Genomic DNA, 11,964 nt, shown 5'->3' with positions numbered 1-11,964 from the left:
GATGGCAGTGGAAGCGGCGGTCAGGCCTTCTTCGCACCCGGGAAGCCCAGCTTCTCGCGCTGCTCGTAGTACGCCTTGGCCACCGCCTGGGCCAGCGCGCGCACGCGCAGGATGTAACGCTGGCGTTCGGTCACGCTGATCGCACGGCGCGCATCGAGCAGGTTGAAGGTGTGGCTGGCCTTCATCACCTGTTCGTAGGCCGGCAGCGGCAGGTTCACTTCCACCAGCTTCTGCGCTTCACGCTCGCAGGCGTCGAAACGGTGGAACATTTCTTCCACGTCGGCGTATTCGAAGTTGTAGGTGCTCTGCTCCACCTCGTTCTGGTGGTAGACGTCACCGTAGGTCACCGGCTGGCCGTCCGGGCCGTAGGTCCAGACCAGGTCGTAGACGTTGTCGCAGTTCTGCAGGTACATGCACAGGCGTTCGAGACCATAGGTGATCTCGCCCAGCACCGGGCGGCACTCCAGGCCACCGGCCTGCTGGAAGTAGGTGAACTGGGTTACTTCCATGCCGTTGAGCCACACTTCCCAACCCAGGCCCCAGGCACCCAGCGTCGGCGATTCCCAGTTGTCCTCGACGAAGCGCAGGTCGTGCACCAGCGGGTCGATGCCCAGTGCCTTCAGCGAATCCAGGTACAGCTGCTGGATGTTGTCCGGCGCCGGCTTCATCGCCACCTGGTACTGGTAATAGCGCTGCAGGCGGTTCGGGTTCTCGCCGTAGCGGCCATCGGTCGGGCGGCGCGAGGGCTGCACGTAGGCCGCATTCCAGGTTTCCGGACCGATCGCACGCAGGAAGGTGGCCGGGTGGAAGGTACCGGCGCCCACCTCCAGGTCGAGCGGCTGGATGAGCACGCAGCCCTGCTGGGCCCAGAACTGGTTCAGGGTCTGGATCAGGCCCTGGAAAGTGATCGGAACGGTCGGGGTCGCGGACATGCGGACGAGTCTTGGCCGGCAAGGGGGTGCGCTAGTATAACGGCCGACCTGCGGGGCATTCCGTACCCGGGAGGAGCAGGCAGATGGAGCATCGGCTGCCGGTGGGCACGCCCGGCGAGGCTGGCGGCGTACCGCTGCCCTGGGGGCGCCTGCAGTTCGAGCAGATTGCCGCGGCCCTGGTCGCCGATGATCTGGTGGCCGAACAGGACCGTGAGCGCATGCGGTTTTCGGCGCAGGGCGCGCGCAACGCCAGTGAAGTGCACCCGCTGGTGCTGCTGTCCAACCTCAAGCTGGCCGCCAGCGGCGGCGGCGAACTGACCCTGGAACGCCTGAGCGAATGGCTGGCCCAACGGACCGGTAGCCGCTACCTGCGTATCGATCCCACCCGCGTCGACGTTGCCGCCGTCACCGCACTGGTCTCACATGCGTATGCCCGTCGCCACCGCTTCCTGCCACTGGCGGTGGATGCCGAGCGCGTGCTGGTGGCCACCAGCGAGCCACTGGTGCAGGAATGGCGCCGCGACCTGCAGCACCTGACCCGGCGCCGCATCGAGCTGGCCGTGGTCAACCCGCTGGACCTGCACCGCTACACCATGGAGTTCTACGGGGTGACCCGTTCGGTGCGCGGTGCCCGCGGCGACGTGCGCGGCGAGGCCAACACCACCCTGCCCAGCTTCGAGCAGCTGGTGGAGCTGGGTCGTACCGGCGACGTCAACGCCGACGACCAGCACATCGTCCACATCGTCGATTGGCTGCTGCAGTACGCCTACGAGCAGCGCGCCTCCGACATCCACCTGGAGCCGCGCCGCGAGATGGGACGCATGCGTTTCCGCATCGACGGCGTGCTGCACAAGGTGTTCGAGGTGCCGCCGGCGGTGATGACCGCCGTGGTCAGCCGCATCAAGGTACTTGGCCGCATGGACCTGGCCGAGCGCCGGCGCCCGCAGGACGGCCGCATCAAGACCCGCTCGCCGGGCGGCCGCGAGGTCGAGATGCGCCTTTCGACCATGCCCACCGCCTTCGGCGAGAAGTGCGTGATGCGCATCTTCGACCCGGATGCCGCCTTCAAGAGCATCGACCAGCTCGGTTTCAGCCCGCAGGAGGCCACCGGCTGGAATGCGCTGGTCGAGCGCCCGCACGGCATCGTGCTGGTCACCGGCCCGACCGGTTCGGGCAAGACCACCACCCTGTACTCCACGCTGAAGCGGTTGGCCACGCCGGACGTGAACGTGTGCACGGTGGAGGACCCGATCGAGATGATCGCGCCCGAATTCAACCAGATGCAGGTGCAGACCAACATCGACCTGGACTTCGCCAGCGGCGTGCGCACCCTGCTGCGGCAGGACCCGGACATCATCATGATCGGCGAGATCCGCGATCTGGAAACCGCGCAGATGGCGGTGCAGGCTTCGCTGACCGGCCACCTGGTGCTGTCCACCCTGCATACCAATGACGCGCCGTCGGCGGTTACCCGCCTGCTCGACCTGGGCGTGCCGCATTACCTGCTGGCCAGCACCCTCAACGGCATCCTCGCCCAGCGCCTGGTGCGCACGCTGTGCCCGCACTGCAAGCAGCCGCACAGCCTCAGCGCCGCCGATTGGGCGGTGCTTGCTGATAGCCATGCCGCATATCCAGATGCCGCCACGCCCTGTCGGCCGGTCGGCTGCCTGGAGTGCCGGCGCACCGGATTCCTCGGTCGCATCGGCCTGTATGAGTTGCTGCCATTGGGTTCGCGGCTGCGCGGGCAGATCCGTGCCGACATGGATCTGGCCGGTTTCACCCGTGCCGCGCGGGCTGAAGGGCTGCGAACCCTGCGTCAGGCCGGACTTGAAAAGGTGGCGCAGGGGCTGACTACAATCGAGGAAGTCCTGTCAGTGCTGCCGCCCCCGGATGAACCCAGCCCCGTTCCTGATCCTTGAAACCGGCCGACCGGTGCCGTCACTGCGCCGCTACGGGCGCTTCCCGCATTGGATCCGCGTCGCCGCCGGACTCGAAGAACGCGAGACGGTGGTGGTCGATGTCGAACACGGTGGCGCCCTGCCCGATCCGCATGCCTTCGCCGGCGTGCTGGTAACCGGCTCGGCCGCCTTCGTCACCGACCATGCCGAGTGGAGCGAGCGCAGCGCGGCGTGGCTGCGCCAGACCGCCCACGACAACCTGCCGGTGTTCGGCATCTGCTACGGCCACCAGCTGCTGGCGCACGCGCTGGGTGGCGAGGTGGCCTACAACCCGGCCGGTCGCGAATCGGGCACGATCGAACTGGAGCTGCAGCCACAGGCCGCGCAGGACCCGCTGTTCCAGGGCCTGCCGCATCATTTCGCTGCCCATGCCACCCACCTGCAGACCGTGCTGCGCGCACCGGATGGTGCCGAGGTGCTGGCGCGCTCGCCGCTGGACGGCTGCCACGCCTTCCGCTGGGGACGCCAGGCCTGGGGCGTGCAGTTCCATCCGGAGTTCGCCACCCACCACATGCGCGGCTACGTGCGTGCGCGCGCCGACTGCATCGGTCGCCACGGTGGCTGTGCCCGCAGCATCGAGCGTGCCGTGAGTGCGGCACCGCTGGCCCGCCAGCTGCTGCGCCGCTTCGTCCGCCAGGCGCGATCGTCTTCAGCCCAGCCGACAGCAAAACAGGGATAATCGGCGGCACGGGCGACTGCCCGGCCCCCTTTCTGCCCCTCCCGGATGTCCATGAAAGAGATTCGCAAGCTGCCGGCCTCGGCGGGCGCCCAATGGTTGCTGGATACGTTCTCGCTGTACCGGCGTGCGCCGCTGCAGCTGGCCCGGATCGGCCTGACCTGGCTGCTGGTGAGCTGGGTGGTCACGCTGCTGTCGACGCTGATTCCCGGCGCGGCCGGCATGGCCGTGCAGCTGATGACCCTGGCCATCTCGCCGATCATGTTCGGCGGCATGCTGTACGCCGTGGGCGAGATCGACGAAGGTCGTCCGGGCCTGGCTTCGCACCTGCTGCAGCCGATCCGCGACCACCGCGTCAGCCACCTGCTGGTGCCGTTGGCGATCCAGGTACTGGCAGTACTGCTGCTGGGCGCGCTGCTGTTCCTGATGATCGGCCGCGAGGGCTTCACCGCCTTCAGCGAGGTCATGACCAAGATGGAAGAAATCAGCCGCAGCGGCCAGCAGATCAAGCCGGACGATGCCGCTGCGCTGGTCGCCAACCTGCCGGCCAAGCGCATCGCACTGTGGATGCTGCTGGTGTTCCTGAGTGCAGTGGCACTGTCGCTGGCGATGTTCACCCAGCCGGCGCTGGTGGTGTTCGACAAGCAGAGCGGCATGCACGCGCTGCGCCTGAGCCTGCAGGGCTGCATCGAGAACATCGGCGCGATGATCGTGTTTGCAGCGCTCGGCCTGATCGCCGCGTTCTGCATGTACATCCTGTTCGTGATCGTGATCCAGATCGCGATGCTGGTCGGCGGCCCGCTGGCCGCGGCCTTCATCGCCCAGCTGGTGCTGACCACGGTGCTGATGCCGCTGTATGTCGGCGCGGTCTACGCCGCGTGGAAGCAGATGTTCGTGCATCGCGGCAGCCGCGCGGCGCCGCCGATTCCAACCACGCCGACCTCGAGCGACGTGTTCCACGCCTGACCAGCGCGCAGGTAGATCCACGCCATGCGTGGATAGAAAAAGGGGACGGAGGGGATTAAGTCGTTAGCCGCACAGTGGCGCAAACGACTTAATCCCCTCCGTCCCCTTTTTTCACGCGGCGGGTTTCTTCACCACCGATGACGGCACCAGCCAGCGTGCAGCGTGGATGCCGAGCTCGTAGAGCAGGCACATCGGGATCGCCAGCATCAGCTGCGAGACCACGTCCGGCGGGGTCAGCACCGCTGCGACCACGAAGATGCCGACGATCGCGTAACCACGGCCTTCCTTGAACTGCTGCGGCGTCACCCAGCCCAGCAGCACCAGGATCACCATCGCCACCGGCAGTTCAAAGCTGCCGCCGAAGGCAAAGAAGATCGCCAGCACGAAGTCCAGGTAGGCGTTCGCATCCGGGGTGATCGCGATCACGTCCGGGCTGAAGGTGGTGAGGAAGTGGAACACCGCCGGCAACACCAGGAAGTAGGCGAAGGCACAGCCGGCGTAGAACAGCAGCACCGACGACACCAGCAACGGCACCGCCAGGCGCTTCTCGCGCGCGTACAGGCCCGGAGCGACGAACGCCCACAACTGGTACAGCAGCCACGGCACCGCCACGAACAGGGCGACGAAGAAGGTCAGCTTCAGTGGCGCGAAGAAAGCACCGGCCGGATTGGTGGCGATCATCGTCTGCCCGTTCGGCAGCTGCGAGACCAGCGGTTCGGCCAGGGCGTTGTACAGCTTCTGGGTAAACGGCAGCAGGCCCAGCAGCACCACGCCCAGGCCCAGCAGCGCGCGCACCAGACGGCCGCGCAGTTCCACCAGATGTTCAACCAGCGAGCTTTCGCCGAAATCGTGTTCACTCATGGCTGGCGCTCCGGGCTGCTCTGCGGCGGCGGCGCACCGGCTTCAAGGGGTGTCGCCGGCGTCGGCTCGGGAGCAACGCTCTCCTGTGCCGGCGCATCGGCGTCGGGCGAGGCGCTCATGTGTGGCGGCAGATCCGCAGGCGCCGGCGCGCGTACCTCCTGCGCCAGCGTATCGCTCTGCTGCTGTGCCTCCTGCGCTTCGCGGCGGATTGCCTCACCGCTGGCACGCAGCTGGTTCTCGGTGTCCTGCATGCCCTGGCGCACGTCCTGCATCTGCCGCTTGATGTCCTCGGCCTGCAGTTCGCGCTCCAGTTCCTGTTTCACCGAATCCCACTGATTGCGGGCGCGACGTACCCACAGGCCGGCAAAGCGGGCCGCCTTGGGCAGGCGCTCGGGACCGAGCACCACCAGGGCGACCACCGCAATCACCAGCAGTTCGCTGAAGCCGATATCAAACACCGCAACCGCTCCGGATCAGCGTGGGTTGCGGTCGTGCTCGTCCTGCGCGGTGCGCGAGGCGTCCTGGCTGCGCGATTCATCGCCCAGCTGCGCGTTCGGCTTGTCCTCGTCGCGCATGCCCTTCTTGAATTCCTTGACCGCCGAACCGAGATCCTTGGCGCCGCTGGTCAGGCGCTTGGTGCCGAACACCAGCAGGACGATGGCCAGCACGACCAACCAATGCCAGATGCTGAAACTGCCCATAAAGACGCTCGTTACGTTAGTGATCAGGCTGTCGAGCATAGCGCACCGGGTGTTAGCCGGCGCGCGTGACGAAAGTCAGTTTCCGCCCAGCGTTTCCGTGCGGATTTCGCCGTCGGTAACCGGCTGGAAGCCCTGCTGCTGCGGCGGCGGGGTCTGCGGCACGTTCTGCAGCGGCGCGGTGGTGGCTTCGGCCGGTGCGGCCGGCGCTGCCTGAACAGGCGCCGGCGCGGCGGCCGGGGCGGCTGCCGGGCGCGGGGCGTTGCCACCATTGCCGTTGCGGTTGTTGCGTGCGGCGTAGGTGGCCTCTTCCAGGCGGTCGCGGAAGGCGACCACATCCATCGACGGCGAGCCTGCGGCGCGGCCCTCGAAAATCATCCGCGGCGTGGTGTTGCTGCCGTAGGCGTCGAGGTTGGCCGAATCGTCGATCTGCAGGATCGCGCCATCCAGGGCCACGCCAGCGAACAGGCCACGAGCGCGCGACCACGACCAGATCTCGGCCTTGAGCTGCCCATCGGTCGCCGCAGCGGCGTTGCGGCCAACCGGGCCCGCCGCGACACCGGCATCGGCGCCCAGGGTGAACTTGCCGTTGACCAGATTGTCCAGGCTGCGGTCGTTGCGGAACACCAGCACCACGTCGGAGGACTGCACACCGGCCTGGAAGCCGATGCTGCCACCGGTGAGCTTGATGAACACCGGGTTGGACCAGGCGCCGTTGGGCATGCGCACGGACATCAGGCCATGGCCACGACGACCGCCAATGACCAGACCGGCCTTGATCGTGTCGGGAATGACGATGACCGCGCGGCCTTCGTCCAGCAATTTGTCAGGAATGCCCTGTTCAGGGATTCCCTGGATTTCAGCCAGCACACGTACCGCGTTGCGGGCACGCTGGTCTTCCTGCGGTCCGGCCATGGCCTGGCTGGACAGCAGACTGGCGGCGATCAGCAGGGCTTGGATCGGGCGACGCATGGCAGGCTCCAGAAGTCAGTCCATAGGAAGATATAGCAAGTGACTGAAATTAGTAGTGTTGTCATGAATCTCCAATGAGCGCTGCCTGCTCACATTGGTCCGCGCTATGACTGCAATCCGAACCCTGCATGCCGACGCGACAGCGGAATCGGCGACAATACCGCCCATGCTCGACGCACCCGATACCGCCGTGCTGGCGGTCAACCTAGGCACGCCCGAGACGCCGACGGCACCCGCCGTACGCCGTTACCTGGCTGAATTCCTGTCCGACCCCCGCGTGGTCTCGATCCCGGCGTTGTTGTGGCAGCCGCTGCTGCGCGGCCTGATCCTGCCGCTGCGCAGCAGCCGTTCGGCGGCCAAGTACGCCCAGGTGTGGCTGCCGGAAGGCTCCCCGCTGATGGTGTACACCCGCCAGCTGGCGCAGGCCATGCAGGCCCTGCTGCCCTCTCTGACCGTACGCCATGCGATGCGCTACGGCGAACCGGCGCTGGCCGGCGAGCTCGACCGCCTGGCGGCCGAGGGCGCGCGCCGCATCGTGGTACTGCCGCTGTACCCGCAGTACTCGACCACCACCACCGCCTCGGTCGAAGACCGCGTCGACACCTGGCAGCGCCGCAACCCCGGCGTGACCGTCAGCCTGGTGCGCGACTACTCGGTCGATCCAGGCTGGGTCGAGGCGGTTGCCGGTTCCATACGGCGCTACTGGGAGCAGCATGGCCGCGGCCAGACGTTGATGTTCTCCTTCCATGGCATCCCGCAGCGCCTGGCCGATGGCGGTGATCCGTACCCGCAACGCTGCGAGGCCAGCGCCCGTGCCATCGCCAACGCACTGGGCCTGACCAGCGACCAATGGCAGCTCGGCTACCAGTCGCGCTTCGGCCGCGAACGCTGGCTGCAGCCGTACGCCGAGCCAAGCCTGTGGGCACTGGCCGAATCCGGCGTGAAGCAGATCGACGTGGTCTGCCCGGGTTTCGCCACCGACTGCCTGGAAACGCTGGAAGAAGTGGCGATGGGCTTCACCGAAACACTGGCCGAACGCGGTGCACGGATGCGCTACATCCCCTGCCTCAACGCCGAACCGGAGCACGCGCGTGCGCTGGCACGGCTGGCTGTGGCCTCGCTGGCATGAGCCTGCAGCCGTTTGAGCTGGAGGTGGGCGGCGCGCGCGTCGCCGGTCTGCGCAACCACGGCGACGGCCCGCGCGTGCTGGCCCTGCATGGCTGGCTCGACAACGCGGCCAGCTTCGTGCCGCTGGCGCCGCATCTGTCGTCGCTGCACCTGGTGGCGATCGATCTGCCCGGCCATGGCCACAGCGCACATCTGCCGACGGGTGCCAGCTACACGACCGCAGCGGCGATCTGCCACGTGCTCGATGTCGCTGATGCACTGGGCTGGGACCGCTTCAATCTGCTCGGCCATTCGATGGGCGCCGGCATCGCCAGCCTCACCGCGTCGGTCAGCGACCGTATCGAGCGGCTGGTGGCGATCGAAGCACTCGGTGGCCTGCGCGGGCCTGAAGAAGAAACCGCCAACCGCCTGCGCGAGCATGTAAATGCCGCGCGTGGGCTGGCGCGCAAGCAGCTGCGTGTATTTCCCGACCTTGCCGCACCGATCCGTGCGCGGATGATGACCAATCAGCTCAGCGAACGCTGCGCACGGCTGCTGGTCGAGCGCGGCGTCGAGCCCGTGGAAGGCGGCTACCGCTGGTGCAGCGATCCGCGCCTGATGCTGCCCACTGCGATCCGCCTCAGCGAAGGCCAGATCGACAACCTGCTGCAGGCCATCGCCTGCCCGACGCAGGTGATCTATGCCACGCCGGCGCAGTCCTACTATCCGGAGCCGATGCGCAGCGATCGCCTGCGGCACCTGCGCGATGGCCGGTTGGCGGTGTTTCCCGGCAACCACCACCTGCACATGGAAGACCCGGCACGGATCGCTGAAGTGATCCTGCACTTCTTCAACAACGACAACGGCGGCTGAGTCCGGGCCCGCGCGCGCTTCACTCTGCGCGCTTGCGGCCGATACACCAGTTGCGGGCCCCTGCGCCCGCGGCACGCGGGTCCGGTCGGGCCTGCGGCGTGTGTTTGGTTCTGCAAGGAAGTCTGCATGCCCGCTCTACTGCACCGTCACCCACAGGATGTGGTCACGGCGCCCCGTCGCTGCGGCGTTGATTGCGTCGCATTCCCCGAATTCCCGGTCCATGTCATGAGCACGCCCTTGCGCGTGCGCCAGGGCGTGGCCGTTGTCGTTTGCTGATCCAGGAGTCGCCGATGTCCGTTGCATCCTCCCGCCCCCCCGATACCGTCCGCCTGCCACATCTGCAGCAGCTCGCGCGTGGTGCTGATCGTCGCCTGCTGCTGGGCAGTGCGGCGCTGGCCGTGGCCGGCCTGCTGCTGGCCCTGCGTGGCCCGCAGGTGCTGAATGCCTCGTTGGCCGCCGCGGCGGTAGTGCCTGCCGTGTGGCTGGCCGGGCCGCAGGCAGGCCGGGTCGTCGCCCGCAACGGCCTGGCACTGCTGCTGTCACTGCAACTGGCGCTGGTGTGTGCGATCGTCGGCCTGTCGCCGGCGTTGCCATTCGCACTGCTGCTGGGCGCGCTGCTGGGTCATCGCGATCGCTTGCCGGTGTTGTTGGCTGGCGGTGTCGGCACACTCGCACTGCTGGCACCGTTGCTGGCTGGCGCTGCGGTGCTGCCCGCCGTGCTGCAGGCCGCTCTGTTGGCCGGCCTGACCCTGCTCCTCGGCGAGGTCGCGCTTCGCCTGCGCCAGCAGACCGAGGCGCTTGGTCACGGCCCACGCCGCTTGGCTGCACTGGCGCGCGATATCGCCACCGGCGCCGATCTGAGCGCACATGCGGATACAGCGGCCTATGCACCGGGCTCGCTGGCGCATGCGCTGGCCGATACCGCGCGCCACGTGCAGGCGCAACGCGGCCGCGAAGCCGAGGCCAATGCCGAGAACGCGCAGATCCGGCAGGCGCTGGATGCATCGCGCACGGCGATGATGATTGCAGACAATGATCACGTGATCCGCTACGTGAACCGATCGGTGGTGGCCCTGCTGCGCAACCAGCAGGCCACCCTGCGCCAGGCGTTTCCCGATTTCGATGCCGAACGCCTGGTCGGCAGCAGCATCCATCGCTTCCATGCCAACCCGGACCGCATTCGCGCCATCCTCAACGGCCTGCAGGTGACCCATCACGGCAAGGTGCGGATCGGCCCGGTGCACTTCGCGCAGGTGGTTACCCCGGTGTTCGACGCGCAGGGCGCACGGCTGGGCTTCGCCGTGGAATGGCACGACCGCACCCATGAGCTGGCGCTTGAGAATGCCGTGGCCGGCATCGTCGCCGCGGCCGCCGCCGGCGATCTCGATCAGCGCCTGCAGGCCAGCGAGGGCGCCAGCTTCCTGGATGGTCTGACCGGTGGCATCAATCAGCTGCTCGATACGCTGGGCGGCACGGTCGATGAAGTGCGGCAGATGCTTTCGGCCCTGGCCAACGGTGATCTCGACCGGCGCATGCGCGGTGAATACCACGGTGCCTTCGCCGCGATCCAACGCGATGCCAACGCCACCGCCGGGCAGCTGGCGCGGATGGTGGGCCACATCCAGCAGTGCGCAGCCTCGATCAATACGGCAGCCAGCGAGATTGCCGCCGGCAACGGCGCGCTGTCCGAGCGTAGCGAGCGCCAGGCGGCGCACCTGCAGGAAACCGCAGCATCGATGGAGGAACTGACGGCCACGGTGCGCCAGAACGCTGCACATGCGCGGGAAGCCAGTACATTGGCGGCGTCCACGCAGAGTGCCGCCAGCGACGGCAACGCCGCCATGCAGCGAGTGGTCGACACCATGCAGGCCATCGAGGACGCATCGAAGCGGATCGGCGACATCACCGGCGTCATCGACGGCATCGCCTTCCAGACCAATATCCTGGCACTGAACGCCGCAGTGGAAGCAGCACGTGCCGGCGAGCAGGGCCGCGGCTTTGCCGTGGTCGCCAGCGAGGTTCGCGTACTGGCACAACGTTCGGCCGCAGCGGCCCAGGAAATCAAGAAACTGATCGACGAAGCCGGTCGCCAGGTCGGTGACGGTGCACAACTGGTGGCCGACGCGGGCCAGCGCATGCAGGGCATTGTCGGCGGCGTGGAGAATGTCAGCCACCTGATGCGTGAGATATCGGCCGCCTCCCAGGAGCAGTCGATCGGTATCGAACAGATCAACCAGACCGTGGTGCAGATGGACCAGGCCACCCAACAGAATGCTGCACTGGTGGAGGAAGCGACCGCCGCGGCGCGCGAGCTGCAGTCGCAGGCGGGGACGCTGACCGAGGCGGTATCGGTGTTCCGCCAGCAGGAACCGCGCGAGGTCGCCCTGGTCGCTTGATCCCGGCCTTCAACTCGATGCTGATCAAGACGGCGCCCGCAGGGCGCCGTCTTTGTTTGCGTGGTTTGCGTGATGGGTCAGGAAAAGACCTTTCCGGACCCCGGGTAGTGCCGGCCGCTGGCCGGCAACCACCGCAACACGCGTCGCGTTGGCCTGGCTCTGGTAGCTGCCAACCTTGGTTGGCACCGCTCATCCCATCCACGCATGGCGTGGATCTACCACGGGGGCGTAGGACCCGGATGCTCCCGATCAACGCATGGCGTGGATCTACCACGGGGGCGTAGGACCCGGATGCTCCCGATCCACGCATGGCGTGGATCTACCACGGGGGCGTAGGACCCGGATGCTCCCGATCCACGCATGGCGTGGATCTACCACGGGGGCGTAGGACCCGGATGCTCCCGATCCACGCATGGCGTGGATGTACCGCGGGGGGAGAACTTTGGGCTTGACGGCCAGCCGTCGGCATTACCGGGTATTTCCTGCGCACAAAGAAAAACCCCGCTGCGTGAGCAGCGGGGTTTT

11 protein-coding genes are annotated in these 11,964 nt (G+C 67.4%); 6 read left to right on the top strand and 5 right to left on the bottom strand.

The genetic code is table 11. The features are described from left to right. Positions 1 to 20: 20 nt before the first annotated feature. The gene (gene glyQ / locus ABR323_RS20240) at positions 21 to 932 is read right to left on the bottom strand and encodes a glycine--tRNA ligase subunit alpha (protein WP_439450591.1); all 912 of its coding nucleotides are present in this window, start codon (positions 930 to 932) and stop codon (positions 21 to 23) included. An 83-nt stretch (positions 933 to 1,015) separates the two neighbouring features. Here glyQ and ABR323_RS20235 point away from each other — a divergent pair, with 83 nt between their 5' ends. Genes ABR323_RS20235 through ABR323_RS20225 form a run of 3 tightly spaced genes read left to right on the top strand, consistent with a single transcriptional unit; the run spans position 1,016 to position 4,532 of the window. Beyond that, the gene (locus tag ABR323_RS20235; RefSeq protein WP_439450590.1) at positions 1,016 to 2,851 is read left to right on the top strand and encodes a GspE/PulE family protein; all 1,836 of its coding nucleotides are present in this window, start codon (positions 1,016 to 1,018) and stop codon (positions 2,849 to 2,851) included. Further along, the gene (locus ABR323_RS20230) at positions 2,823 to 3,569 is read left to right on the top strand and encodes a glutamine amidotransferase (RefSeq protein WP_135275589.1); all 747 of its coding nucleotides are present in this window, start codon (positions 2,823 to 2,825) and stop codon (positions 3,567 to 3,569) included. Before ABR323_RS20235 ends, ABR323_RS20230 begins: the two co-directional genes overlap by 29 nt. A gap of 51 nt (positions 3,570 to 3,620) precedes the next feature. Continuing rightward, entirely contained in the window at positions 3,621 to 4,532 is a 912-nt protein-coding gene (locus ABR323_RS20225; protein WP_135275590.1) for a BPSS1780 family membrane protein, read from the top strand. Between the two features lie 111 nt (positions 4,533 to 4,643). Here ABR323_RS20225 and tatC read toward each other — a convergent pair whose 3' ends face one another. The 4 genes from tatC to ABR323_RS20205 form a co-directional block, all read right to left on the bottom strand. Beyond that, complete coding sequence (gene tatC / locus ABR323_RS20220; RefSeq protein WP_135275591.1) at positions 4,644 to 5,393, bottom strand: twin-arginine translocase subunit TatC; 750 nt, start codon at positions 5,391 to 5,393, stop codon at positions 4,644 to 4,646. Continuing rightward, positions 5,390 to 5,851 (bottom strand): Sec-independent protein translocase protein TatB, encoded by a 462-nt coding sequence (gene tatB / locus ABR323_RS20215; protein ID WP_439450589.1) that lies wholly within the window; start codon positions 5,849 to 5,851, stop codon positions 5,390 to 5,392. The genes tatC and tatB overlap by 4 nt, the downstream gene beginning before the upstream one ends. 15 nt (positions 5,852 to 5,866) lie before the next feature. Next, positions 5,867 to 6,094 carry a Sec-independent protein translocase subunit TatA gene (gene tatA, locus ABR323_RS20210; protein WP_135275593.1) on the bottom strand — a complete coding sequence of 76 codons (228 nt, stop codon included), beginning with the start codon at positions 6,092 to 6,094 and terminating at the stop codon, positions 5,867 to 5,869. Between the two features lie 75 nt (positions 6,095 to 6,169). Beyond that, on the bottom strand, positions 6,170 to 7,063 hold the full coding sequence (locus ABR323_RS20205; RefSeq protein ID WP_439450588.1) for a lipid-binding SYLF domain-containing protein: 894 nt from the start codon (positions 7,061 to 7,063) through the stop codon (positions 6,170 to 6,172). 166 nt (positions 7,064 to 7,229) lie between these two features. Here ABR323_RS20205 and hemH point away from each other — a divergent pair, with 166 nt between their 5' ends. The 3 genes from hemH to ABR323_RS20190 all read left to right on the top strand — a co-directional run bounded on the left by hemH (position 7,230) and on the right by ABR323_RS20190 (position 11,439). Continuing rightward, positions 7,230 to 8,192, top strand: a complete 963-nt coding sequence (gene hemH / locus ABR323_RS20200; protein WP_135275595.1) for a ferrochelatase — start codon at positions 7,230 to 7,232, stop codon at positions 8,190 to 8,192. Continuing rightward, complete coding sequence (locus ABR323_RS20195) at positions 8,189 to 9,043, top strand: alpha/beta fold hydrolase (RefSeq protein ID WP_439450587.1); 855 nt, start codon at positions 8,189 to 8,191, stop codon at positions 9,041 to 9,043. Before hemH ends, ABR323_RS20195 begins: the two co-directional genes overlap by 4 nt. A 290-nt stretch (positions 9,044 to 9,333) precedes the next feature. Then, positions 9,334 to 11,439 carry a methyl-accepting chemotaxis protein gene (locus ABR323_RS20190; protein WP_439450586.1) on the top strand — a complete coding sequence of 702 codons (2,106 nt, stop codon included), beginning with the start codon at positions 9,334 to 9,336 and terminating at the stop codon, positions 11,437 to 11,439. Positions 11,440 to 11,964: the final 525 nt, after the last annotated feature.

The organism is Stenotrophomonas sp. ATs4, assembly GCF_051861585.1.
In the GTDB taxonomy this organism is placed as follows: domain Bacteria; phylum Pseudomonadota; class Gammaproteobacteria; order Xanthomonadales; family Xanthomonadaceae; genus Stenotrophomonas; species Stenotrophomonas maltophilia_AS.
This window is presented reverse-complemented; position numbering and strand designations above follow the sequence as displayed.

Excerpts from the sequence above, each read along its gene's own strand:
- glyQ (WP_439450591.1), bottom strand. The coding sequence starts at position 932 with ATGTCCGCGACCCCGACCGTTCCGATCACTTTCCAGGGCCTGATCCAG.
- ABR323_RS20235 (WP_439450590.1), top strand. The coding sequence starts at position 1,016 with ATGGAGCATCGGCTGCCGGTGGGCACGCCCGGCGAGGCTGGCGGCGTA.
- ABR323_RS20230 (WP_135275589.1), top strand. The coding sequence starts at position 2,823 with ATGAACCCAGCCCCGTTCCTGATCCTTGAAACCGGCCGACCGGTGCCG.
- ABR323_RS20225 (WP_135275590.1), top strand. The coding sequence starts at position 3,621 with ATGAAAGAGATTCGCAAGCTGCCGGCCTCGGCGGGCGCCCAATGGTTG.
- tatC (WP_135275591.1), bottom strand. The coding sequence starts at position 5,393 with ATGAGTGAACACGATTTCGGCGAAAGCTCGCTGGTTGAACATCTGGTG.
- tatA (WP_135275593.1), bottom strand. The coding sequence starts at position 6,094 with ATGGGCAGTTTCAGCATCTGGCATTGGTTGGTCGTGCTGGCCATCGTC.
- ABR323_RS20205 (WP_439450588.1), bottom strand. The coding sequence starts at position 7,063 with ATGCGTCGCCCGATCCAAGCCCTGCTGATCGCCGCCAGTCTGCTGTCC.
- hemH (WP_135275595.1), top strand. The coding sequence starts at position 7,230 with ATGCTCGACGCACCCGATACCGCCGTGCTGGCGGTCAACCTAGGCACG.
- ABR323_RS20195 (WP_439450587.1), top strand. The coding sequence starts at position 8,189 with ATGAGCCTGCAGCCGTTTGAGCTGGAGGTGGGCGGCGCGCGCGTCGCC.
- ABR323_RS20190 (WP_439450586.1), top strand. The coding sequence starts at position 9,334 with ATGTCCGTTGCATCCTCCCGCCCCCCCGATACCGTCCGCCTGCCACAT.